This window comes from Streptococcus oralis Uo5, assembly GCF_000253155.1.
In the GTDB taxonomy this organism is placed as follows: Bacteria; Bacillota; Bacilli; order Lactobacillales; family Streptococcaceae; genus Streptococcus; species Streptococcus oralis_L.
The window spans coordinates 1222961-1244227 of the sequence record NC_015291.1 but is presented as its reverse complement, the minus strand read 5'-3'; the positions used below and the strand labels follow the sequence as shown (position 1 = coordinate 1244227).

The window sequence follows — 21267 nt, the reverse complement described above, 5'->3', positions numbered from 1 at the left end:
CTAGTACAAAAAGAGCATGCAAAAAGAGACAAAAACAAGATCTACTAAATAAAGGTTCTTTATTTGATAGATTAGTTGTTCATGTCTCCCTTACCTCCGAGTATTAGTACCTCTATCCTATACCTTTCAGGAAATTTTGTCAATAGAAAACAGGAAATTCTAGTTTTTATACTCAATGAAAATCAAAGGGCAAACTAGGAAGCGATCCGAAGGCTATACTTGAGTACGGTAAGGCGAAGCTGACGTGGTTTGAAGAGATTTTTGAAGAGTATCAGAATCCAAAAACAGGTCCATAAAGAGTTAGTACGTGTTTGACATGTTCGTAGTGGAACTTGTCATAGTTGCGCCAAGCGGTGCGTGCTTGATCATTCAATTTTAGGCTACCTAGTCCAATCAGTAGACTGGTACGTTGGTAAAATTTCTCAAGGTCGATTAAGATACTGTTGTCAAGCTTTTCCGCTTTTTTAAGTTCCTTGAGAGTGCTGTTCAGCAGTTCTTGTAGACGAAAATCATCGGCTGTACCTTGTTTGCAATTTTGGAAACTTTGATTTAACTCGAAAAGTAGTTGGTAAGCTTCAGTGATGAGTGCGTTGTCTTCCATATGAGCATCCTCCTTGCTCTGATGTATTCTTGTCTATAGTATAGCACTAAACAGAAAACATGTCATAGTAAATATGTTAAAAAATGAGATTTTAATATAAAAGTTTGGAAAGCTGACTTATAACCTTTTCATGGTATAATCAAGTGAATACATCTTTATGGAGGAAATATGAAGTTAAATATTCAAGAAATTCGTAAGCAGCCTGAAGGCCTACACTTTGAACAAACTTTAGACCTTGTCGCAGACTTGCGTAAACGGAATCAAGAAATTTTAGATGTCAAAGATATCCTAGCAGTGGGAAAGGCCCAGTACGAAGACCGTCTGTATTTCTTAGACTATCAGTTGTCATATACTATTGTCCTTGCTTCCAGCCGCAGTATGGAGCCAGTTGAGTTGGCTGAGTCTTATCCAGTCACAGAGGTTTTCATGGAAGGAGCGACCAACCAACTGGACCAGGAAGTTCTAGACGATGACTTGGTCTTGCCTATCGAAAATGGGGAAATCGACCTTGCTGAGAGCGTAGCAGATAATATCTTGCTCAATATCCCAATCAAGGTCTTGACGGCAGAAGAAGAGGCGGGCCAAGGTTTTGTGTCAGGAAATGACTGGCAAATCATGACTGAAGACGAATATCAAGCTCAACAAGCAGTCAAGAAAGAAGAAAACAGTCCATTTGCTGGCTTGCAAGGACTGTTTGATGGAGACGAGTAGATGGTTTTATCCAAGAAACGTGCCCGTCATGTCATAGAGGAAATTATTGCCCTCTTTCCAGATGCTAAGCCTAGTCTTGATTTTACCAATCATTTTGAACTACTGGTTGCGGTGATGTTGTCAGCTCAGACCACAGATGCAGCGGTAAATAAGGCCACGCCAGGTCTCTTTGCTGCTTTTCCAACGCCGCAAGCCATGTCTGTAGCGACAGAGAGTGAAATTGCTTCACACATTTCTCGCCTGGGACTGTATCGAAATAAGGCCAAATTCCTTAAAAAATGTGCCCAACAGTTACTAGACGATTTTGATGGTCAAGTGCCTCAGACTCGAGAGGAATTAGAAAGTCTAGCGGGTGTTGGTCGTAAAACAGCAAATGTCGTCATGAGTGTGGGCTTTGGAATCCCAGCCTTTGCAGTGGACACTCATGTGGAGCGTATCTGTAAACATCACGATATCGTTAAAAAATCAGCTACGCCACTTGAAGTAGAAAAACGTGTCATGGACGTTCTGCCACCAGAAGAATGGTTAGCAGCTCACCAGGCCATGATTTACTTTGGACGAGCTATCTGTCATCCCAAAAATCCAGAATGTGACCACTATCCCCAACTGTATGATTTTAGTAATGTTTAAGGGGACTTTGAAAAAGTTTTTGCTTGATTTTAAGGGCGCTTTGTGCTATAGTAAATGGTAACTAAATAGTCCTTTAAACCTGTCCCGTGAGGCAGGCAAGGAGCGCGATGATAAAGTAGAAGGGTGAGGTCTATACTGTATACAGTAGGGCTCGCTTGGCTATACATTTCAAGTCTCCTTGTAGAAGGAGACTTTTCTTTTTGGAGGTTTGTCATGAAGACAAAAGAAGTTGTAGACGAATTGACTGTCAAACGAGCGATTACGCGAATTACTTATGAGATTATCGAGCGCAATAAAGATTTGAATAAAATTATCCTAGCGGGGATAAAAACGCGTGGTGTTTTCATCGCTCATCGTATCAAAGAACGCTTGGAGCAGTTGGAAAATATCACTGTTCCTGTTGTGGAATTGGACACCAAGCCTTTCCGTGATGATGTTAAAAGTGGAGAAGATACTTCTTTGATTTCTGTTGATGTGACTGACCGTGAAGTTATCTTGGTGGATGATGTACTCTATACAGGTCGTACCATCCGTGCTGCGATCGATAACATTGTCGGACATGGTCGTCCTGCGCGCGTGAGTCTTGCGGTGCTAGTTGACCGTGGACATAGAGAATTGCCTATCCGTCCAGATTACGTTGGGAAAAATATCCCAACCAGTCGTTCTGAAGAAATCATCGTAGAGATGACAGAACTTGATGGCCAAGACAGAGTTCTGATTACTGAAGAAGCTTAGAAAGCTGAAGGAGTAGCCATGTCAGAAAATCAACAAGCATTGAACCATGTGGTTTCTATGGAAGACCTTACAGTTGATCAAGTGATGAAATTGATCAAACGAGGGATCGAGTTTAAAAATGGAGCCCAACTTCCCTACGAGAACAAACCTATCGTGTCTAATCTCTTCTTTGAAGATTCTACACGGACACATAAGTCCTTTGAAGTGGCAGAGATTAAGCTAGGATTGGAGCGACTGGACTTTGATGTGAAGACTAGTTCGGTCAATAAGGGTGAGACACTGTATGATACCATCTTGACCCTATCTGCTCTAGGAGTGGATGTCTGTGTGATTCGCCACCCAGAGGTTGACTATTACAGAGAGTTGATTGCGAGTCCATCGATTACGACCTCCATTATCAATGGTGGGGATGGTTCGGGACAACATCCTAGCCAGAGCTTGCTTGATTTGATGACTATTTATGAGGAATTTGGCCACTTTGAGGGTCTCAAGGTTGCTATTGCAGGCGACTTGGACCACTCACGCGTTGCCAAATCCAATATGCAGATTTTGAAACGCTTGGGAGCTGAACTGTTCTTTGCAGGACCTGAGGAATGGAGAAGTCAAGAGTTTGCGGACTATGGACAGTTTGTAACTATTGATGAGATTGTTGATCAGGTGGATGTTTTGATGTTACTCCGAGTTCAACATGAACGCCATGATAGTGGAGCAGTTTTTTCAAAAGAAGACTACCATGCTCAACACGGTTTGAACCAAGAACGCTATAATCGCTTAAAAGAAACAGCAATCATTATGCATCCTGCTCCAGTTAATCGAGATGTGGAAATTGCTGACCACTTGGTTGAAGCACCAAAATCACGCATTGTCCAACAAATGACCAACGGTGTCTTTGTTCGAATGGCAATCTTAGAATCCGTATTGGCGAGTAGGAACGCCAACTAAAACACAAGACGTTAAAAGACGCCAGTGAGCGTCCACGAGAGGTGAAAATATGACAAAAAGACTTCTAGTATTAGAAGATGGCACAGTTTTTGAAGGCAAGGCCTTTGGAGCAGATATTGATGTAACAGGTGAGATCGTCTTTAACACAGGGATGACCGGCTACCAAGAATCCATTACAGACCAGTCTTATAATGGACAAATCTTGACTTTCACTTATCCTTTGGTGGGAAATTATGGAATAAATCGTGATGATTATGAATCCATCATTCCAACTTGTAAGGGAGTCGTTGTTTTCGAAGAGGCACGTAGAGCTAGCAACTGGCGCAACCAAATGACCTTGGATGAATTTTTGAAAGCTAAGAAAATTCCAGGTATTTCAGGGATTGATACGCGTGCACTTACCAAGATTATCCGTAAGCATGGTACCATGCGTGCAACCTTGACTCACGTCGGGGACAGCATGGACCATGTGACGGATCAGCTCCAAGCAACAGTCTTGCCGACAGACAATATCAAGCAGGTTTCTACTAAAACTTCCTATCCAGCTCCTGGAGTTGGTTTGAGTGTGGTCTTAGTAGACTTTGGTCTCAAGCACTCAATCTTACGTGAACTTTCTAAGCGTAACTGTAACGTGACCGTCGTTCCGTATTCAACAACGGCAGAAGAAATTCTCCACCTCAATCCTGATGGAGTTATGTTGTCAAATGGTCCAGGTAACCCAGAAGACGTTCCAGAAGCACTGGACATGATTCGTGGTATTCAAGGGAAAATTCCAATTTTCGGAATTTGTATGGGACACCAACTTTTTGCCATGGCAAACGGGGCTAAGACCTACAAGATGAAGTTTGGTCATCGTGGCTTTAACCACGCAGTACGTGAAATTGCTACAGGACGCGTAGATTTTACCAGCCAAAACCATGGTTATGCAGTCAGCCGTGAGGACTTGCCAGAGCATTTGATCATTACCCACGAAGAAATCAATGACAAGTCAGTTGAAGGAGTTCGCCACAGATACCAACCAGGTTTTTCTGTACAATTCCACCCAGATGCAGCTCCCGGTCCACACGACGCTAGCTACCTCTTTGACGAATTTATCGAGATGATGGAAGCTTTTAAACAAGCAAACTAAAAACGAGTAAAAGCTCGTCGGAGAATTTATGTAACTGAACACGGACGGAAAGCTCGGAATTTAGAGAAACCAACTTGGATTGTCAATCTTTCCTTGGTTTCCTAAAATTCAATTGCTTTCTATTCGTCCTTTGTATCTTATTTAATGTCGCTCTGTGAGGCGACGAATAGAAAGGCAGGTCGTTTCTTTTAGTCGCTATCGGGCGAACTAAAAACTCCCTGCACTAGATTTTTTATCGAAAAATATCGTTTCTCTAAAAAATCGTCGGAGAATTTATTTAATGGCAACCTGAGAGTTGCCGAATAGAAAGGAGAAGGGTGGTCCGTATTTGCTGAACTGAATACGGGCTACGGACATTGCTAAAAAGATAGTTATTCCTAGAACTGACAGTTCTTCGTCATAACTCCTATTTTAGCTTTGTCCGCTTGACGCCCTTAATATCTTATAAATGCCTAAACGTACTGATATTCAAAAAATTATGGTGATTGGTTCTGGTCCGATTATTATTGGTCAGGCTGCTGAGTTTGACTACGCGGGGACCCAGGCCTGCTTGTCTTTGAAAGAGGAAGGCTATGAGGTCGTCTTGGTGAATTCAAACCCTGCCACCATCATGACGGATAAGGAGATTGCGGACAAGGTTTACATCGAACCGATTACACTGGAATTTGTGACACGTATTCTCCGTAAGGAACGCCCAGATGCTTTACTTCCAACTCTTGGAGGTCAGACAGGGCTCAATATGGCCATGGAATTGTCTAAAAACGGCATCCTAGATGAGCTTGGAGTAGAGCTTCTAGGTACTAAATTGTCTGCCATCGACCAAGCAGAGGACCGTGACCTCTTTAAACAATTGATGGAAGAGCTTGAGCAGCCAATCCCTGAATCTGAAATTGTCAACACAGTGGAAGAAGCTGTTGCCTTTGCGGTGTCAATCGGCTATCCTGTTATCGTTCGTCCAGCCTTTACCCTAGGTGGTACTGGTGGTGGTATGTGTGCCAACGAGGAAGAATTGCGTGAAATCGCTGAAAATGGGTTGAAACTGTCACCTGTTACTCAATGTTTGATTGAGCGTTCAATCGCAGGTTTCAAGGAAATCGAATACGAAGTCATGCGCGACTCAGCTGATAATGCCCTCGTTGTTTGTAACATGGAAAACTTTGACCCCGTTGGGATTCACACAGGGGATTCCATTGTATTTGCCCCTGCGCAAACCATGTCAGACTATGAAAACCAAATGTTACGTGACGCGAGCTTGAGCATCATTCGTGCCCTTAAGATTGAAGGTGGGTGTAACGTTCAGCTGGCCCTTGATCCGCATAGCTTCAAGTACTATGTTATCGAAGTAAACCCTCGTGTATCGCGTTCGTCAGCCCTTGCTTCTAAGGCGACGGGTTATCCGATTGCCAAATTGGCTGCCAAGATTGCCGTTGGTTTGACCCTGGATGAGGTCATCAACCCAGTTACAGGTTCAACCTATGCTATGTTTGAACCAGCCCTTGACTACGTCGTTGCTAAGATTCCACGTTTCCCATTTGACAAGTTTGAAAAAGGTGAGCGTCGTCTTGGAACTCAGATGAAGGCAACTGGAGAAGTCATGGCTATCGGTCGTAACATCGAGGAATCACTTCTCAAGGCATGTCGTTCACTTGAAATTGGGGTTCATCACAATGAAATGCCTGAACTTGCATCTGTTTCTGATGATGCCTTGATTGAAAAAGTTGTCAAGGCTCAAGATGATCGTCTCTTCTACGTATCAGAAGCCATTCGCCGTGGCTACACACCAGAAGAAATTGCTGAATTGACCAAGATTGATATCTTCTATCTAGATAAACTCTTGCACATCTTTGAAATTGAGCAAGAATTAGGTGCCCATCCACAAGATCTAGAAGTCTTGAAAACTGCTAAACTTAATGGTTTCTCAGACCGCAAGATTGCTGAACTCTGGAAAACGACAGCTGACCAAGTTCGCCAACTTCGCTTGGAAAATAAGATTGTCCCAGTTTACAAGATGGTCGATACTTGTGCGGCAGAATTTGACTCTGAAACTCCATATTTCTATTCAACCTATGGATGGGAAAATGAGTCTATCAAGTCGGATAAGGAATCCGTCCTAGTCCTAGGTTCAGGTCCAATCCGTATCGGACAAGGGGTTGAGTTTGACTACGCGACCGTTCACTCTGTTAAGGCGATTCAGGCTGCTGGTTATGAAGCTATCATCATGAACTCAAACCCAGAGACCGTTTCTACGGACTTCTCTGTATCTGACAAGCTCTACTTTGAACCATTGACATTCGAAGATGTGATGAATGTCATTGATTTGGAGCAACCAAAAGGCGTTATTGTTCAGTTTGGTGGTCAAACAGCTATCAACCTTGCAGAGCCTTTGGCAAAAGCAGGTGTGACCATTCTTGGTACCCAAGTAGCTGACTTGGATCGTGCCGAAGACCGCGACCTCTTCGAGCAAGCCCTCAAAGACTTGGATATTCCACAGCCACCAGGACAAACGGCTACCAATGAAGAAGAAGCAGTGCTTGCTGCTCGCAAGATTGGCTTCCCAGTCCTCGTTCGTCCATCTTATGTCTTGGGTGGACGTGCTATGGAAATCGTCGAAAACGAAGAAGACCTTCGTTCTTACATGCGTACCGCTGTTAAGGCCAGTCCAGACCATCCAGTCCTTGTCGATTCTTACATCGTTGGGCAAGAGTGTGAAGTCGATGCCATCTCAGACGGGGAAAATGTCCTCATCCCTGGTATCATGGAACATATCGAACGTGCCGGTGTCCACTCAGGTGACTCAATGGCCGTTTATCCTCCACAAACCTTGTCGCAAAAGGTTCAGGAAACCATCGCAGACTACACCAAACGCCTAGCCATCGGCCTCAACTGTCTTGGGATGATGAACATCCAGTTTGTTATCAAGGATGAGAAAGTATACGTCATTGAAGTAAACCCTCGTGCAAGCCGTACGGTTCCATTCCTTTCTAAGGTAACCAATATCCCTATGGCACAGGTAGCAACTAAGCTCATTCTTGGTCAAAGTCTCGAAGAACTTGGTTACCAGGATGGACTTTACCCAGAAAGCACTCGCGTTCATATCAAGGCTCCAGTCTTCTCCTTTACGAAACTAGCTAAGGTAGACAGCTTGCTCGGGCCTGAAATGAAGTCAACAGGGGAAGTTATGGGTTCTGATACTACTTTGGAAAAAGCTCTCTACAAGGCCTTTGAAGCTTCCTACCTACACTTGCCAACCTTTGGGAATGTTGTCTTTACCATCGCTGATGATGCCAAAGATGAAGCCTTGGACTTGGCTCGTCGTTTCCAAAATATCGGTTATGGTATCCTTGCGACAGAAGGGACAGCAGCCTTCTTTGCCAGTCATGGACTTCAAGCCCAACCTGTTGGTAAGATTGGTGACGATGAACAGGATATCCCAAGCTTTGTCCGCAAAGGGAAAATCCAAGCGATCATCAATACTGTCGGAACCAAACGAACTGCTGACGAAGATGGTGAGCAAATCCGTCGTTCAGCCATTGAACACGGTGTACCCCTCTTCACAGCCCTAGATACAGCTAATGCCATGCTCAAGGTGCTAGAAAGTCGTAGTTTTGTCACAGAAGCGATTTAACTAAAAAAAAGAGAAGACTCCAAGTCTTCTCTTTTTTGATGGGAGTATAAAAAAATAAGGAATTTCTTGACAAAGACAATGAAGGGGGTTACAATGTTCTAAAAGAAGCAAGGAGAACCTAAATATGATTATTTCAACTACGGGGATCGAAGGAAAGAAAATTCTAGAATACAAAGGAATTGTCTTTGGCGAAGTGGTTGCTGGGGTTAATATGTTTAAAGATATGGCGGCTAGTTTCCGTAATATTTTTGGCGGTCGTGCTAGTAGTTATGAAGGCGAATTGACCCAAGCGAGAGAAGAAGCCTTAGCAGAAATGATGGCGCCTGCGAGTTAACGTGGCGTAAATGCCATCATAGGGGTCAAGATGGACAATGAAACTCTGGGATCAGAGAATGGTATGCTGATGGTTACCTGTAGTGGAACAGCAGTGGTGCTTGAGCCCTGATTTGAAGAATAAAAAGAACAGTGCAAACTGTTCTTTTTATTCTTATTTGAGACCGTATTTTTTGTTGAAACGATCCACGCGTCCATCTGCTTGAGTGAACTTTTGACGTCCAGTGTAGAATGGGTGTGAGTCTGATGAAATTTCCACACGGATCAATGGGTAAGTTTCGCCTTCGAACTCAACAGTTTCGTTAGAGCGTTTTGTTGAACCGCTAAGGAATTTGTAACCAGTAGTTGTGTCCATGAAGACAACTGGGCGATATTCTGGATGGATATCTTTTTTCATTTTGCAATATTTCCTTTCTGCCATGGTCTCTTTGCGAGCCATAGATTGTTACCATACTAGTCTATCAGATTCTGATAAGTTTGGCAAGTCTTTTCCCTGATTTTATTAAAAATCTTGATAAAAAATCACTCCAGTGTTTACTGGAGTGACGGTAGAAGAATGATTAGTTCTCTTGTTTTGGAGCTTTTTCTTCTTGTTGATTTTTTACTTCTGGTTCTTTTACCGGTTCTACGTTTTCTGCTGCTGATTCAGCTTTTTTTTCAGATTCAGTAGGTTCTGTTTCTGTTGATTCTGTTACAGTTTCAGCTTCAGCCTCTGTTTCTGTTGGTTTGGCTACTGGCTCAGCTTCTGTTTTTGTTTCAGATTCAGATTCAGTAGTTTCTTCTTTTACTGGCTCTGTGTTTTCTGCTGCTGATTCAGCTTCCACATTAGCTGGTTCCTTAGCTTCTTCTTTTTTCTCGGTTTCCTCTTTAGCTGTCTCTGTTTTTTCAGCAGTAGTTTCTTCTTTTTTACGTTCTTGAGATTCTTTTTTGATTTCTTCGACCGCAGTTTTAACGGTAGAGCTTGTTACACGTCCGACAGTTTGAGCAAAATCTTTACCAGACTCAGCTAATTCAGTAAATGACTCTTTTGTAATTTTACCACCTGACATTGCCAAGAGACCAGTTACAACTAGTGCAATGCTAGCAAGAAGAGCTAAAATCAAACCAAAGCCGATTGAAATGCCGTATCCACCAAAGTTAGACATGTACTTATTTACATTAAAGAGACTATTTAGTGTGACGAGAGTTGCAATTGCACCCGCAACAATGACACCAATTGAGAACCCTTTAGGCATTGCTTTATTCATATTATTCAAGCAAGCAAGAACAATAGACACAATAGCGGCGATAATGACAAACCACCCATCACCTTGGTAACCATTCACGCTATAGGATCCAAAAGAACCTGCATTTAAACTAGCCCATGGCAAAAGTGAACCAAGGATGGCTACTCCAGCAGAAATGAGAATATACAAACGATTTTTTTCCATTATTAAGTCTCCTTTTATTCAGTTTGATTTATTATACCATAAACTGAGGTACAAAGAAACCGTATATTTTAAGAATATAGCATATAAAAGGCCAAGAAAATTCTTTCTTAGCCTTGGTGAATCTGTAGAACCTCTTTCAGCTCTTGGTATATTTGTTCGTTTTCTTCTAGACTATAGGAATTGGCGCCACTGGCTAATGGATGTCCTCCTCCGTCGTGTTCTTTGGCAATCTCATTGATAGGAGTGATTTTACTGCGCATTCGCACACGGAAGTGGCCATCAGCTTGTTCAACAAAAATAGCCCAAGCCTTAACGGTATCAATTCGACCAGGTGCCCCAACAATCGCTGCTGTTTCAGCATCCGTAACCTTATATTTTTCCAAGATGTCTTGAGTAAGCAGAACGCGTGCAGCCCCATTCTCATCAACTTCTAAGTGATCATAGACATACCCTTGCAATTTTGCAATCTTGAAGCTCATGGTATCCATTTGACGAGACAATCCAGCAAAGTCAAAATCAATTTCTCGGAGCTGGCCAGCTATTCTAAAGGTACGGGCACTAGTTGACGGGTAGAGAAAACGCCCTGTGTCCCCGACAATTCCTGCATAGAGAAGTCGTGCCGCTTCACTAGACAAAGCTAGCTGATTTTCTTGAGCAAATAATGCAATCATCTCACTGGCACTGCTTGAACTTGTATCCACCCATGATAGGTCACCATAGATATCATCATTTGGATGATGATCGATTTTGATGGTGAAAGCAGCTTGTTCGTAGCGTTTATCATCGATACGAGGACGATTCGCTGTATCACAAATAATCGCAAGAGCTCCTTTGTAGTCACTGTCTTGGACAGTATCCATTTCCGCCATCCAAGTTAGAGTTGGTTCGTTATAACCGACTGCTTTAATGGTCTTTTCTGGAAAATGGTGTGTGAGAAGAGCTTTCAAACCTACCTGACTCCCTAAGGCATCCGGATCTGGTTTCATATGACGGTGAATGATAATGGTATCGTATTCTTTGATTTTCTCTAATATTTGCTGGCAAATTTCCATAAATAACCTCAATTCTTTCTCATTTCATTGTAGCACAAGAATTTTTATTTTTAAAATGAAAAAGATATGATATAATGGAGAAAGATAAATTGAGGAGGACGTTATGGCATTAGCAAAAATTGTATTTGCCAGTATGACCGGTAATACCGAAGAAATTGCAGATATTGTAGCAGATAAATTGCGTGACTTGGGCTTGGATGTCGATGTGGATGAATGTACGACTGTTGACGCTTCAGACTTCTTGGAAGCGGACATTGCGATCGTTGCGACTTATACTTATGGAGACGGAGAATTGCCAGATGAGATGATGGACTTCTACGAAGACCTAGCAGATCTCAACTTGAATGGCAAAATCTACGGAGTGGTCGGTTCAGGAGATACCTTCTACGACGAATTCTGTAAGGCTGTTGATGACTTTGATCGTGTTTTTGTAGCGACAGGAGCAGAAAAAGGTTCAGAGTGTGTTAAAGTGGACCTCTCTGCCGAAGAAGAAGATATCGAACGTTTGGAACAATTCGCAGAAGAATTGGCTGCAAAAGTAGGATAAGAATCAAACTGCGCTGACTGGAAGAAGTCAGTGCGTTTTTTTATTAGTTTTTTTGGGATTTTACTAGCCTATTTAGAGGGTTTTTGATACAATAATTCAAATAAAGGAGGAGATGCCATGGATTTAGATATTATTCGGCAAGAAATTGATCAAATCGACGACCAAATCGTTAAGCTCCTAGAAGAACGGATGCACTTAGTTGAAGGGGTTGTTGCTTATAAGAAAGCCTCAGGAAAACCTATTTTAGATACTAAGAGAGAAGAAATCATTTTTGAAAAGGTCAAAAATCGAGTAGAAGACAAGCGCTATCAGGAGACCATTGTTGCGACTTTTTCAGACATTCTCAAACGTTCGCGTGATTATCAGGATCAGAATATCAAATGAAGAAAGAACAATTCTATCCGCTAGGGATTTTTCTAGCTGCAATGGTGGGAGGACTTGCCCGCTATCTCATTTCCACTTGGTTACCAGCTAGCCCAGACTTTCCTTGGGGAACCCTTCTCGTCAATTATCTGGGAATATTCTGCCTGATCTATCTGGTAAAAGGCTATCTGGTCTATAAGGGGACTAGTAAAGGATTGGTTTTGGCGCTGGGGACAGGATTTTGTGGAGGCCTGACAACCTTTTCTAGCCTAATGCTTGATGCAGTAAAACTGCTTGATACTGGGCGTTATCTTAGCTTAGGCATCTACTTACTTTTGAGCATTGGTGGAGGTCTACTTTTGGCTTATGTTCTAGGGAGGAAGAAATGGTAATCGTTTATCTTGCAATCGCCTGCGGGTTCGGAGCCTTGGTGCGTTATTTCTTTTCCCGCTATAATCAACCTTCAAAATTGCCTTTAGGAACTCTCATAGCTAATCTTCTAGGATGTTTTTTAATTGGTCTACTCTACAATCATGTGGAGTCCAAGGAAGTCTATGCTATTCTAGCGACAGGTTTTTGTGGAGGGTTGACGACCTTTTCAACCTTGAATGACGAGCTGCAAAGACTATTCAGTGACAAGAAGGTATTTTATAGCTATTTTCTCTTAACTTACATAGGCGGCTTAGTAGCGATTTTTTTAGGAATTCTGCTATAAATTTCTTTACTTTTAGGTGGAAATTTGGTAAACTGTATCTTGTGTGTAATGGACGCACAAAAATACAGTTTATCCGCTGAGGAAGGTTCCTCAAGATTGACAAAGATAGGAGAATAAAATGAATCCATTAATCCAAAGCTTGACTGAAGGTCAACTTCGTACAGATATCCCATCATTCCGTCCTGGTGACACTGTTCGTGTACACGCGAAAGTTGTCGAAGGAAACCGTGAACGTATCCAGATTTTTGAAGGTGTTGTTATTGCACGTAAAGGTGCTGGCATCTCAGAAAACTACACAGTTCGTAAAATCTCTAACGGTGTAGGTGTTGAGCGTATCTTCCCAATCCATACTCCACGTGTTGAAAAGATCGAAGTTGTTCGTTACGGTAAAGTACGTCGTGCGAAATTGTACTACTTGCGTGCTCTTCAAGGTAAAGCAGCTCGTATCAAAGAAATCCGTCGTTAATTCGACTAAAAAACTCTGCTCATTCAGCAGGGTTTTTCTCTAGCTCCCTTAGTTCAATGGATATAACAACTCCCTCCTAAGGAGTAGTTGCAGGTTCGATTCCTGCAGGGGGCAATAATTCAATCAAAAAGCACTGAATGATCAGTGTTTTTTTCTTGTCTTAAAATAGAAACCATTTCAGATGAAAATGGAGGTGTGGTATAATAGGAGAAAGTATAAGTGCTTATTTGGAGGGGAATTTCTCTCCTTATTATGGGATTGGATTGAGTATTAGGATTTAGATTCCTAAGAAGAATAATGATGTTTTAGTAAAGAAGGAAATAGAATGAAAATTTCAGGGTCAAGCGGTAACATTACTTTTGACTATGAAAATGGCTATGTTTTAAAAGCAGAGGGAGAGTTGTTGACTGCTGGTAACTTTATTGTATATAGGTCAAGCATACAGAATTGGGAGCCACCTTACAATCACATTCCTATCACACAGAACGAGATAGATAAACTTGTTGAGGAAGTGAACTCCATGATGACGGAGCAGACAATTCAGATCGAATTTATCTGAGTTAGAGTAGGAGAAGGGTGATGAAAATTGATTACAGTAAACAGATGCTCACATGGGAGTGGGATGGCAATGAAATAAAGATAGAATTACCAGAAATCATTCATGCGGAATATCATAAAGATGAGAACATGGTGATGGTTTATAGTGGGGAAAATTTCATTAACAAAATCATTTTCTACTTTAGTTTAGAAGGAAAATTGTTAGGGCAACAAAATCTACTAGAAGGAACCCTAGATTGGAATCATAATGGGAAGCATCAGATTAGTTTTCATCATTTACATTGTCTTCGCTTTAGCCCTAAATATCAGCGTATCTTGAGCATATTTCGCTCATCCAGCGATTTTGATGTTCCATCAGAACTAGAGGTTTATAATTTAGAAGGTGAGAGAATCGACCAAATTGAATCTCCTGCAGGGTATACAATGCTATACATTTCTGAGATAAGTAAAGAAAAACTGAGAATTGTATGTGAAGCTCTTAATGAAGATTGTTTTGATAGTTCTGGCCGAAGTGATTTCTATTTTAATTTAGACTTAGAAACTAGAAGATGGGTAAAAGATGGCTTCGCCTATTGAGGAAGAGAAAAAGAAGCCTGATTTTATGATATTCTGGTTGAGAGAAAAACTTGCACTAGGAGAATACAAATGAAACCAACAAAATTACAATGGGAAGATGTTATCCAATTTGAAGAGGTAAAAGGTTACGGTCAGCATATCTGGAGAGATGGTAATCATCTTTATTATGTTGATGAGGAGGGAAGAATTGCCCCTCAGCGTGTTGTTTATAAATTACCAAATGAGCTGTTTGCCTTATTAGAAAGTGGAGAGAGATCGCTACTCGAAATATCTTGGAAGATTAAGCACGATCGTTGGCCACCGACGGAAGAAGAAATCAATAAAATAAAAAGAGGAAGAGCCAAAGAACGACCAAAGATACTGATAGCTAATCCGAAAAATCAATTACTTTTTACACAAGAAGAATTAAAAGAATTAATGCCTATTGCAGAGAAGATTTGGATCGAATCTGAAGGCAAATTTCCAGATGATTATGTATCACCACTTAAGTAAGGAAGGTATAAAATGAAAGCAACAAACCTACAATGGGAAGATGTTATCCAGTTCGAAGAAGTAAAAGGTTATGGTCAGCACATTTGGAGAGATGGCAATCATCTTTATTACGTTACTGAGGAGGGAGGAATTGCCCCTCAGCGAGTGGTTTATGAATTACCAAATGAGTTATTTGCCTTACTGGAAAGTGGGGAGAGAACGCAGTTAGAAATATTAAGTAAACTTCAGAACGATTGTTGGCCACCGACAGAAGAAGAAAAGAAGGCTAGTGAGAAACGATTCATAGAAGAGAGTCCTACATCTTTAATTGATTTACCTGAAACTAGAGATTTATTTACTCAAGAAGAGCTTGAAAGATTAATTCCACTTGCTGAACAGAAATGGATTGACTGGAGAGGCAAACTTCCAGATGATTATGTATCGCCATTTAAGTAAGGAAGGTATAAAATGAAACCAACAAACCTAGAATGGGAAGATGTTATCCAGTTTGAAGAAGTTGAAGGATATGGGAAATCCATCTGGAAAAATGAGGATAAATATTATTTAGTTTCAGAAGAAGGAACTGTGGCTTCTTGGTTAGCAGTCTATGATTTACCCCAAGAATTATTCTCTCTATTAGATAGTGGAGAGAGAACACTACTCGAAGTATCTTGGAAGATTAAACACGATTCTTGGCCACCGAACGTGACACAAAAAGAAGCTAATAGAAATTTCTTGAGGCAATATCCAGAAGCTTTAAGAGGAAATCCTAAAGCGCAAGGCTTGTTCACAAAAGATGAACTGGAAGAAATATTACCAGAAGGGACTGAAATTCTTGCGAGTGACGATTAAGAAGAGAAAACTAAGCTTAATAAAATCAAAATGGTAAATTTTGCAGAGAACGAACTAAGTCTTTTCGAAATTGGAGATAAGAGAGATTATCAAATGAAAAATTACAGAAAACTCTTGTTAGAAGCTATCCAAGCAGACAATGTTGCAGGGATTTTGCGAGGTGAAAAAAGATATCGCATAGAGCCTCCAACCTCTGTACCAGATGTTTTTCCAACAGATGTTTGCCAAGTGTTAACTGAGTATTTCTACAAGCAGAATGATATTGACAAGATTCAAGATATATTAGAAGGCAGTCTTATAGAGTTATCACAGAATTCTGCCGTTGATTTATATATTTCAGTTTTGTTTTTTGATACAATCCTTTTTATGCAGGAAAAAAACATAGCTAGCTTTACAATCCATACGTCGACAGTTGCACAAGCAATCGCTAAGGGAATTAAGAATTTTCAAGAGGAATTGAACAACAGTATCACTTTCCCAAACGGTCTTGTTAAATTAAAACCAATGAATCAGCTGGAAAAATTCAATCAAAAATATCAAAAGAATGAACAGTTTTCCATTATGGAGAAATAATAGTGTGAGTTTTAATCCTATATAGATGAAATGTAAGTTGGGACAAATATTATGAATGAGAATTTAAATTTTGATTTGTTAAAACATGATGTAGAAAAAGAAATCATCTCCCCTATGCCAACTGATGCCTTATTGTATGAAAGAGAAGTAGTGTGGAGGGTTAAACTGCCTGATGATTATAAGGAATTTATAAAGAAAGAGAATGGATTGATTCCGTCAAAACGGTATTTTCATTTTGGGAATAATGAGAAAGTAATCGAGCACTTTTTAGCCATACTAGCTATTTCAGGTGAGAAGGCAGAAGAGGCTTATGATATCGGAGTTGTGAGTACACAATTGGAAGGTCGCATTGTCTTTGATGAAGATTATGTCGGAATGCAACTAATCCCAATAGCAGCATTGTTTGGGGGTGATTTTGTTTGTCTAAATTATATAGAGGATCCCGAAAATCCAAGCATATGTATCTGGTATCACGAAGAATCCTACGACCTGGAGCCTGCTATAGAGTTTGTAGCTAATAATTTTACAGAGTTTTTAGCGATGCTATATTGATAGAAAGAACGGTTTAAAAAAAAATGGAAATAAATCATCAGACTTTTGGGAAAATAAAATTTAATTACGGTTGGACAAAAGATATTTCTCTAGATATTTTCAATAAGCACCATGTTTTGAAAATCAATATTGATGCGGATGAAGATGCTGAATTTGAAATTAATCAGAAAAAAGCCTATATATTTTTTGAAAATCACATAGATGAAATAGCAAAAGAGGTAGATGTGGCAATTGTATCATATTACGATCGTGAAATATCAGATATTGTTTCAAGCTACACGAATCATAAAGAAAAACAATATTTTTTAGATATAATTGGTGACAAAGATAAGATTTATTCTTTGTTACAACCAAAGAAAATCATGTTTCCTTTAACTTTTGACGAAAATGTTGAAGAGTTTGGTTTTTTATGTGAGTGTGATTGGGATAAAGAAAATGGCATAGGAATAAAATTTGTCAATGGCGTATTGTCTGAAATTGGTTATCAGGATGTACTCCTATAAGTATTTGTTTTCTTATAATTATTTGTAGTTTTAATATTTATTGATGAAATCTGCAAAATCAAAGGAATTTTTGACGAACGCTTAAAGGAGTTGGAGTACTTTCCATATGACCTCCTAGTCCAAGAAAACTAAGAAAACTGGGGTTTCCACCCAGTTTTTATCAGACAGGTAGTCTCCTTTTTCTTTACATTAACTCAGTTATTCTTAACACGGACATCCACAGTGTTGCTCAGGTCCTCAAACAAAGAGGAAACATACCGGAGGTAAATAAAATGGTATTAACTTTAGACCCATTTGGGCATGCAGAAGATGAAAATATCGAGCTTTTAGAAAAACGATTTGATATCAAACTTCCAGTTGACTATAAAGAATTTTTAGTCACACAAAACGGAGGAAGAAATTTATCTTATACATTTGAAAATTCAATTAAGATTCATCAAATTGATGAAACTATTAATATTGATACTATGTTTGGTATAAATACTGGAATTAAAAATGCTGATATAGAGCAGTGGACAGAAGAATATCGGAATGATATTTTTGAACATTCCATTATTATTGGTGACACTTTGCAGCATGGATTTCTACTATTTTGGCAAAGTGGTGATGCTAACGAAGGTTTATATTATTACGACGATACCTATCAATTAGAAGCCTCAAGCGATGAGAACAATGCCTATTTTTTAGCTAAAACATTTTCAGAATTCATAGAGTTGATACAGAACTAAGAGCACAGTTGAAAGAAATGCGTAATCATGAATAAATATAATAAAGCACTATTTGAATTAGGAATAGCTACATGGTTATCCAAATTAATGCAGGAAAGTCAGTTTTATAACAAGATTGAAGAGCTTCTCGAAGTATGCTGGAAATGGGTAGAGAATCATGAAGTGTCTGCAGATTACATCTATTCCCTTCTCGATGATGGAACTGAATTTGGAGGAGCTTTTGTTTATATGCAAGAAGATGATCCAAAATTTGAAGCAAGGTGGAATTGTGTTATTGAAGCAGGTGCTTCCATAGCCTCGTTAGCTTATGAGTGTGAGGAGAAAGACTATAAACCTGCCTTGTTGGAAGAGATCGATGCTGAACAAGAAGAATTTTTCAATGAGCAGTTGCGAACTATTATTGGAAATCAAATCCAGTCCCTAGATAACTTTAAAAACTACTTATCAGTTGATAAGGAAAAGAACAAAGAAAAGATAATAGAGAAACTATCAGAGATATTAGATTAGCAGTGATGTTGAGCAAAGTCAGGAGTTACCGCATGATAAGAGACAAACATAAAGATCTTGCGTATTTTGAAAAACGTTTGAATCGTTTACAAAACCGTTTAAGAGAAGATATCGAGATGACGGATGAAATTGCGGAGAAGTATTTGTTGCTCCATTACCAAGATTTGGTTTTGGATAATGAAGAACTGGTGAAACTTTCCTATTCTATAGGGTCTTCAGGGTCTTCGAAAGAGGAGATTTTCCCCTATTATCAAGGCGTTCTTTCTAATTTGAAACTCATTGCATCAGAGGGAGTTCCATTTGACTTGGCAGTTAACATCTTTTCCTTGGGAGTTCTTTACAGTGAGCGCAAGGAAGAGTTTCTGGATGATTTAAAGGCTATTTATGAGCAGATGGATCACACAGATGGCTTGATTGAATACTACATGGTTTATCTATTCCATGATAAGATAGTCCCTTTCCATTCGATTCTAGAGTATCAAAATATGATTGAGGATGCTTATGAGAGTGTAGCCAAGGTGCAACTCAGGAACTATGGGAACGTTTTTATAATAAATTAGATTGAGGTATTAAAAATGGATGCAACAAAATTAAATAAGCTATCATATATTTTATATTCTGAAAGCAATGCTGAAGCTGTAAAACTAGTTAAGTCTATTGATAGTGAAGATGAACTCTTTGTCTTGCTTGATAATTATAATTGGGATAATGGTTTTGAAGTACCAGAGGCAATTATTAATCATCCTAGTTGCACTCTCCCTGTTGCCTTATTAGCTTTTCATCGAGCAGACGGTATACAATATTTACTTGAAGGAGAGGCTGTTTTTGTAAATCGCTTATCGAAATCCTGGGAAGATTTTATAAAGGAAGTTTATGATAAAATTTTGAGAAAACAATATCATAAAGGAAGTATCTCTTTTCAGCCTGAAATAACAAAAATTCAAAAGTTCAAATTAAATAAGTTGAATCCCAATCTCGATTCGTTTATTTTAGACGGAGTATTAGGAAAAGATTTACATATTCGTCTTTAAAAATAAGAATAATGATACGATAGCTCGCTTTAAATGGATGTGAAAATTTATTGACTTGCCCCCAGCAGGTAAATACCTACATGACTTGGCCAATACAGGAAAGATTGCAGGGCTCACCGCTGTTAAGACTAGTATAAAAACCAAAGTTAAACATCTACGACGAGCGCTTGAAAGGCCTAGAGTACTTTCCATATGACCTTCTAGTCCAAGAAAACTAATCATGGATTTGAAATATAGGTTGATTAATCGAAAGGAGAAATGAATGGAAACAGAAAATACAGTGTCCATTTGGATTGGAAATTTTGCTGATAAATCTCAATTAGACCATTATTTGCAGATAAACTATGATGAGGATGGAGAAGCAGTTCCATCTCAGTTCTTAATAGAGAATGGTATTGACTTGGATGATATTGATGACGATTTTATAGAATGTGAGGTCGATGATGTAGAACACTCAAATCTCGAACGGATGTTGAAAGGTGCGTCCTATGAACAGACTATTCTTCAAAATTTAAAAGAGGAGGGAATCAATACGATTATTCCTCCCAGCAACACCATCATTTTGCTTTACAATTATGATTATAGTGACAATGAAATAGCAACGGGAAATACAAGATTTATCGGAACTGTTAGATATAAGGAGACTTAGTCTCATTATTGCAAAATAATAGAACCAATCATACCGTATACTTAATTGATAGGAGCTCCTTAGGAAGATACTTTAGAGGTGAAAAAATGATATTTGAAGACGAATTTTCAGCTAAACAAACAGACATGATTCAATTGGCATTAGAATATGTGGATAGGGTAGAGAAAAAGGTTGATACTGTGTATATCTATTGTTCTTTTGAATCAATGTATTCCTTTGATGTTTTCTATAAAGATGATAAAAATAATATTGTAATGTTGCATGAACTTTCAAAAAAAGGTATGAGTGAATCTGAAATAGATAATCTGATTTTTTCAGTTTTAAAATTAGGCAATAAAGATTTACAAGATATTCATAAAATTTGTCAAAAGTATAATCGTCCGATGCCTTCACAAATAAAATTGATTTATGATAATGTAAAAAAGAGTGTAAATGGTAAGTATTTCTATGATTTATTTTATTCCAACTCAGATACATTAACAGCAGATGATATTTTTGAACAATGGTACAATGAAGTAAAAGAAGAGATAGAGGGGAATTATGGTATTTGAAGATAAATTTATGGAAGTTCAGGTTAGCATGATTTCGTTAGCAATGGAATATGTTCAAAATCAGGCAGAAAAAGTATATATTTATTGCATTTCGGAGGAAGCATTGCAATCATATAAAGTTTTTTATAAGATTAATGGTATTGTAATTGAAATGGATAAAGTTAATGAAGTTGTGGCAAAAAAAGTAGATAATTCTGATAATATGGCATTCGCTCTATTGAGATATGGAGCTGAAGATATACAAAAAATGCTTGATATTTGCCAAGAATATAACCGTGAACACCCAACTGAAATGTGGTTGATTTATGATGCCAAGAAAAACAGCCTTGACAGTCGCTATAGCTATGAGGGGCGCTATGACAAGGATGAGGAATTGCTTCCACGTCTCGAGTTTGAAAAATGGTTTGAGGAAGTAAAAGACGAGGAACTGTAGGAGA

Annotated in this window: 29 protein-coding genes, 1 tRNA gene and 3 pseudogenes; 29 read left to right on the top strand and 4 right to left on the bottom strand. The window is 39.3% G+C overall.

From position 1 onward, the window contains the following. Nucleotides 1–271 precede the first annotated feature (271 nt). The gene (locus SOR_RS06290) at nucleotides 272–601 is read right to left on the bottom strand and encodes a hypothetical protein (RefSeq protein WP_000389919.1); all 330 of its coding nucleotides are present in this window, start codon (nucleotides 599–601) and stop codon (nucleotides 272–274) included. A 168-nt stretch (nucleotides 602–769) separates the two neighbouring features. On the opposite strand from SOR_RS06290, the gene SOR_RS06285 reads away from it, so the two are divergent. From SOR_RS06285 to SOR_RS06255, 7 genes and pseudogenes are all read left to right on the top strand, one after another. Further along, complete coding sequence (locus SOR_RS06285; RefSeq protein WP_000773201.1) at nucleotides 770–1312, top strand: YceD family protein; 543 nt, start codon at nucleotides 770–772, stop codon at nucleotides 1310–1312. Then, nucleotides 1313–1942 (top strand): endonuclease III, encoded by a 630-nt coding sequence (gene nth, locus SOR_RS06280; RefSeq protein WP_000244437.1) that lies wholly within the window; start codon nucleotides 1313–1315, stop codon nucleotides 1940–1942. Between the two features lie 213 nt (nucleotides 1943–2155). After that, entirely contained in the window at nucleotides 2156–2677 is a 522-nt protein-coding gene (gene pyrR, locus SOR_RS06275; protein ID WP_000850018.1) for a bifunctional pyr operon transcriptional regulator/uracil phosphoribosyltransferase PyrR, read from the top strand. A gap of 18 nt (nucleotides 2678–2695) precedes the next feature. Further along, a complete protein-coding gene (locus SOR_RS06270) occupies nucleotides 2696–3619 on the top strand; it encodes an aspartate carbamoyltransferase catalytic subunit (RefSeq protein ID WP_001293853.1) in 924 nt (307 codons plus the stop codon). A gap of 49 nt (nucleotides 3620–3668) precedes the next feature. Further along, a complete protein-coding gene (locus SOR_RS06265) occupies nucleotides 3669–4748 on the top strand; it encodes a carbamoyl phosphate synthase small subunit (RefSeq protein WP_000166842.1) in 1080 nt (359 codons plus the stop codon). Between the two features lie 448 nt (nucleotides 4749–5196). Continuing rightward, nucleotides 5197–8373 (top strand): carbamoyl-phosphate synthase large subunit, encoded by a 3177-nt coding sequence (gene carB, locus SOR_RS06260; RefSeq protein ID WP_013670249.1) that lies wholly within the window; start codon nucleotides 5197–5199, stop codon nucleotides 8371–8373. Between the two features lie 124 nt (nucleotides 8374–8497). Continuing rightward, nucleotides 8498–8818, top strand: a pseudogene (locus SOR_RS06255) (heavy metal-binding domain-containing protein). A 42-nt stretch (nucleotides 8819–8860) separates the two neighbouring features. Here the strand turns inward: SOR_RS06255 and SOR_RS06250 are convergent. The 3 genes from SOR_RS06250 to SOR_RS06240 form a co-directional block, all read right to left on the bottom strand. Further along, a complete protein-coding gene (locus tag SOR_RS06250) occupies nucleotides 8861–9103 on the bottom strand; it encodes a type B 50S ribosomal protein L31 (protein ID WP_000710762.1) in 243 nt (80 codons plus the stop codon). 163 nt (nucleotides 9104–9266) lie between these two features. Then, nucleotides 9267–10136, bottom strand: coding sequence for a hypothetical protein (locus SOR_RS06245; RefSeq protein ID WP_000414500.1), 870 nt, complete (start codon nucleotides 10134–10136; stop codon nucleotides 9267–9269). Between the two features lie 107 nt (nucleotides 10137–10243). Next, on the bottom strand, nucleotides 10244–11188 hold the full coding sequence (locus tag SOR_RS06240; protein WP_000401792.1) for a DHH family phosphoesterase: 945 nt from the start codon (nucleotides 11186–11188) through the stop codon (nucleotides 10244–10246). Nucleotides 11189–11291: 103 nt separating this feature from the next. On the opposite strand from SOR_RS06240, the gene SOR_RS06235 reads away from it, so the two are divergent. The 22 genes and pseudogenes from SOR_RS06235 (at nucleotide 11292) to SOR_RS06135 (ending at nucleotide 21263) form a co-directional block, all read left to right on the top strand. Beyond that, nucleotides 11292–11735 carry a flavodoxin gene (locus SOR_RS06235; protein ID WP_001162125.1) on the top strand — a complete coding sequence of 148 codons (444 nt, stop codon included), beginning with the start codon at nucleotides 11292–11294 and terminating at the stop codon, nucleotides 11733–11735. A 117-nt stretch (nucleotides 11736–11852) separates the two neighbouring features. Beyond that, the gene (locus SOR_RS06230) at nucleotides 11853–12119 is read left to right on the top strand and encodes a chorismate mutase (RefSeq protein ID WP_000362437.1); all 267 of its coding nucleotides are present in this window, start codon (nucleotides 11853–11855) and stop codon (nucleotides 12117–12119) included. Further along, nucleotides 12116–12490 (top strand): fluoride efflux transporter CrcB, encoded by a 375-nt coding sequence (gene crcB, locus SOR_RS06225; RefSeq protein WP_000712107.1) that lies wholly within the window; start codon nucleotides 12116–12118, stop codon nucleotides 12488–12490. The genes SOR_RS06230 and crcB (SOR_RS06225) overlap by 4 nt, the downstream gene beginning before the upstream one ends. Beyond that, nucleotides 12484–12813, top strand: coding sequence for a fluoride efflux transporter CrcB (gene crcB / locus SOR_RS06220; protein ID WP_000237401.1), 330 nt, complete (start codon nucleotides 12484–12486; stop codon nucleotides 12811–12813). The genes crcB (SOR_RS06225) and crcB (SOR_RS06220) overlap by 7 nt, the downstream gene beginning before the upstream one ends. Before the next feature lie 118 nt (nucleotides 12814–12931). Further along, nucleotides 12932–13279, top strand: a complete 348-nt coding sequence (rplS, locus tag SOR_RS06215) for a 50S ribosomal protein L19 (RefSeq protein WP_001068669.1) — start codon at nucleotides 12932–12934, stop codon at nucleotides 13277–13279. A 42-nt stretch (nucleotides 13280–13321) separates the two neighbouring features. After that, nucleotides 13322–13393, top strand: a tRNA-Arg gene (locus SOR_RS06210). 211 nt (nucleotides 13394–13604) lie between these two features. After that, nucleotides 13605–13838: an Imm74 family immunity protein gene (locus tag SOR_RS06205; RefSeq protein WP_000703147.1), complete on the top strand. Its 234-nt coding sequence runs from the start codon at nucleotides 13605–13607 to the stop codon at nucleotides 13836–13838. A gap of 20 nt (nucleotides 13839–13858) precedes the next feature. Continuing rightward, a complete protein-coding gene (locus tag SOR_RS06200) occupies nucleotides 13859–14413 on the top strand; it encodes a hypothetical protein (protein WP_000687347.1) in 555 nt (184 codons plus the stop codon). 69 nt (nucleotides 14414–14482) lie between these two features. After that, on the top strand, nucleotides 14483–14905 hold the full coding sequence (locus SOR_RS06195; RefSeq protein ID WP_000805167.1) for a hypothetical protein: 423 nt from the start codon (nucleotides 14483–14485) through the stop codon (nucleotides 14903–14905). Nucleotides 14906–14917: 12 nt separating this feature from the next. Beyond that, nucleotides 14918–15340 carry a hypothetical protein gene (locus tag SOR_RS06190; protein WP_000648435.1) on the top strand — a complete coding sequence of 141 codons (423 nt, stop codon included), beginning with the start codon at nucleotides 14918–14920 and terminating at the stop codon, nucleotides 15338–15340. 12 nt (nucleotides 15341–15352) lie between these two features. Next, nucleotides 15353–15736: a hypothetical protein gene (locus tag SOR_RS06185; protein WP_000805348.1), complete on the top strand. Its 384-nt coding sequence runs from the start codon at nucleotides 15353–15355 to the stop codon at nucleotides 15734–15736. Nucleotides 15737–15829: 93 nt separating this feature from the next. Next, complete coding sequence (locus SOR_RS06180; protein ID WP_013670246.1) at nucleotides 15830–16309, top strand: hypothetical protein; 480 nt, start codon at nucleotides 15830–15832, stop codon at nucleotides 16307–16309. 51 nt (nucleotides 16310–16360) lie between these two features. After that, complete coding sequence (locus SOR_RS06175; protein WP_001004931.1) at nucleotides 16361–16861, top strand: SMI1/KNR4 family protein; 501 nt, start codon at nucleotides 16361–16363, stop codon at nucleotides 16859–16861. Between the two features lie 23 nt (nucleotides 16862–16884). Next, nucleotides 16885–17364 (top strand): DUF6985 domain-containing protein, encoded by a 480-nt coding sequence (locus SOR_RS06170; protein ID WP_000405081.1) that lies wholly within the window; start codon nucleotides 16885–16887, stop codon nucleotides 17362–17364. A gap of 51 nt (nucleotides 17365–17415) precedes the next feature. After that, nucleotides 17416–17496 (top strand): annotated as a pseudogene (locus SOR_RS10480) (PoNe immunity protein domain-containing protein); the annotation flags it as partial. A 140-nt stretch (nucleotides 17497–17636) separates the two neighbouring features. Beyond that, on the top strand, nucleotides 17637–18092 hold the full coding sequence (locus tag SOR_RS06165) for an SMI1/KNR4 family protein (protein ID WP_000244584.1): 456 nt from the start codon (nucleotides 17637–17639) through the stop codon (nucleotides 18090–18092). A 27-nt stretch (nucleotides 18093–18119) separates the two neighbouring features. Beyond that, nucleotides 18120–18599: an Imm6 family immunity protein gene (locus tag SOR_RS06160; RefSeq protein WP_013670245.1), complete on the top strand. Its 480-nt coding sequence runs from the start codon at nucleotides 18120–18122 to the stop codon at nucleotides 18597–18599. Nucleotides 18600–18631: 32 nt separating this feature from the next. Then, a pseudogene (locus SOR_RS06155) lies at nucleotides 18632–19123 on the top strand (PoNe immunity protein domain-containing protein); the annotation flags it as partial. A 51-nt stretch (nucleotides 19124–19174) separates the two neighbouring features. Continuing rightward, complete coding sequence (locus SOR_RS06150; protein WP_000340156.1) at nucleotides 19175–19630, top strand: DUF4274 domain-containing protein; 456 nt, start codon at nucleotides 19175–19177, stop codon at nucleotides 19628–19630. A gap of 262 nt (nucleotides 19631–19892) precedes the next feature. After that, on the top strand, nucleotides 19893–20279 hold the full coding sequence (locus SOR_RS06145; RefSeq protein ID WP_000447127.1) for an immunity 22 family protein: 387 nt from the start codon (nucleotides 19893–19895) through the stop codon (nucleotides 20277–20279). A gap of 86 nt (nucleotides 20280–20365) precedes the next feature. Further along, on the top strand, nucleotides 20366–20830 hold the full coding sequence (locus tag SOR_RS06140) for a hypothetical protein (protein ID WP_000575662.1): 465 nt from the start codon (nucleotides 20366–20368) through the stop codon (nucleotides 20828–20830). Continuing rightward, nucleotides 20820–21263 (top strand): hypothetical protein, encoded by a 444-nt coding sequence (locus tag SOR_RS06135; protein WP_000230884.1) that lies wholly within the window; start codon nucleotides 20820–20822, stop codon nucleotides 21261–21263. The genes SOR_RS06140 and SOR_RS06135 overlap by 11 nt, the downstream gene beginning before the upstream one ends. Nucleotides 21264–21267: the final 4 nt, after the last annotated feature.

Excerpts from the sequence above, each read along its gene's own strand:
- SOR_RS06290 (WP_000389919.1), bottom strand. The coding sequence starts at position 601 with ATGGAAGACAACGCACTCATCACTGAAGCTTACCAACTACTTTTCGAG.
- SOR_RS06285 (WP_000773201.1), top strand. The coding sequence starts at position 770 with ATGAAGTTAAATATTCAAGAAATTCGTAAGCAGCCTGAAGGCCTACAC.
- nth (WP_000244437.1), top strand. The coding sequence starts at position 1,313 with ATGGTTTTATCCAAGAAACGTGCCCGTCATGTCATAGAGGAAATTATT.
- pyrR (WP_000850018.1), top strand. The coding sequence starts at position 2,156 with ATGAAGACAAAAGAAGTTGTAGACGAATTGACTGTCAAACGAGCGATT.
- SOR_RS06270 (WP_001293853.1), top strand. The coding sequence starts at position 2,696 with ATGTCAGAAAATCAACAAGCATTGAACCATGTGGTTTCTATGGAAGAC.
- SOR_RS06265 (WP_000166842.1), top strand. The coding sequence starts at position 3,669 with ATGACAAAAAGACTTCTAGTATTAGAAGATGGCACAGTTTTTGAAGGC.
- carB (WP_013670249.1), top strand. The coding sequence starts at position 5,197 with ATGCCTAAACGTACTGATATTCAAAAAATTATGGTGATTGGTTCTGGT.
- SOR_RS06250 (WP_000710762.1), bottom strand. The coding sequence starts at position 9,103 with ATGAAAAAAGATATCCATCCAGAATATCGCCCAGTTGTCTTCATGGAC.
- SOR_RS06245 (WP_000414500.1), bottom strand. The coding sequence starts at position 10,136 with ATGGAAAAAAATCGTTTGTATATTCTCATTTCTGCTGGAGTAGCCATC.
- SOR_RS06240 (WP_000401792.1), bottom strand. The coding sequence starts at position 11,188 with ATGGAAATTTGCCAGCAAATATTAGAGAAAATCAAAGAATACGATACC.
- SOR_RS06235 (WP_001162125.1), top strand. The coding sequence starts at position 11,292 with ATGGCATTAGCAAAAATTGTATTTGCCAGTATGACCGGTAATACCGAA.
- SOR_RS06230 (WP_000362437.1), top strand. The coding sequence starts at position 11,853 with ATGGATTTAGATATTATTCGGCAAGAAATTGATCAAATCGACGACCAA.
- crcB (WP_000712107.1), top strand. The coding sequence starts at position 12,116 with ATGAAGAAAGAACAATTCTATCCGCTAGGGATTTTTCTAGCTGCAATG.
- crcB (WP_000237401.1), top strand. The coding sequence starts at position 12,484 with ATGGTAATCGTTTATCTTGCAATCGCCTGCGGGTTCGGAGCCTTGGTG.
- rplS (WP_001068669.1), top strand. The coding sequence starts at position 12,932 with ATGAATCCATTAATCCAAAGCTTGACTGAAGGTCAACTTCGTACAGAT.
- SOR_RS06205 (WP_000703147.1), top strand. The coding sequence starts at position 13,605 with ATGAAAATTTCAGGGTCAAGCGGTAACATTACTTTTGACTATGAAAAT.
- SOR_RS06200 (WP_000687347.1), top strand. The coding sequence starts at position 13,859 with ATGAAAATTGATTACAGTAAACAGATGCTCACATGGGAGTGGGATGGC.
- SOR_RS06195 (WP_000805167.1), top strand. The coding sequence starts at position 14,483 with ATGAAACCAACAAAATTACAATGGGAAGATGTTATCCAATTTGAAGAG.
- SOR_RS06190 (WP_000648435.1), top strand. The coding sequence starts at position 14,918 with ATGAAAGCAACAAACCTACAATGGGAAGATGTTATCCAGTTCGAAGAA.
- SOR_RS06185 (WP_000805348.1), top strand. The coding sequence starts at position 15,353 with ATGAAACCAACAAACCTAGAATGGGAAGATGTTATCCAGTTTGAAGAA.
- SOR_RS06180 (WP_013670246.1), top strand. The coding sequence starts at position 15,830 with ATGAAAAATTACAGAAAACTCTTGTTAGAAGCTATCCAAGCAGACAAT.
- SOR_RS06175 (WP_001004931.1), top strand. The coding sequence starts at position 16,361 with ATGAATGAGAATTTAAATTTTGATTTGTTAAAACATGATGTAGAAAAA.
- SOR_RS06170 (WP_000405081.1), top strand. The coding sequence starts at position 16,885 with ATGGAAATAAATCATCAGACTTTTGGGAAAATAAAATTTAATTACGGT.
- SOR_RS06165 (WP_000244584.1), top strand. The coding sequence starts at position 17,637 with ATGGTATTAACTTTAGACCCATTTGGGCATGCAGAAGATGAAAATATC.
- SOR_RS06160 (WP_013670245.1), top strand. The coding sequence starts at position 18,120 with ATGAATAAATATAATAAAGCACTATTTGAATTAGGAATAGCTACATGG.
- SOR_RS06150 (WP_000340156.1), top strand. The coding sequence starts at position 19,175 with ATGGATGCAACAAAATTAAATAAGCTATCATATATTTTATATTCTGAA.
- SOR_RS06145 (WP_000447127.1), top strand. The coding sequence starts at position 19,893 with ATGGAAACAGAAAATACAGTGTCCATTTGGATTGGAAATTTTGCTGAT.
- SOR_RS06140 (WP_000575662.1), top strand. The coding sequence starts at position 20,366 with ATGATATTTGAAGACGAATTTTCAGCTAAACAAACAGACATGATTCAA.
- SOR_RS06135 (WP_000230884.1), top strand. The coding sequence starts at position 20,820 with ATGGTATTTGAAGATAAATTTATGGAAGTTCAGGTTAGCATGATTTCG.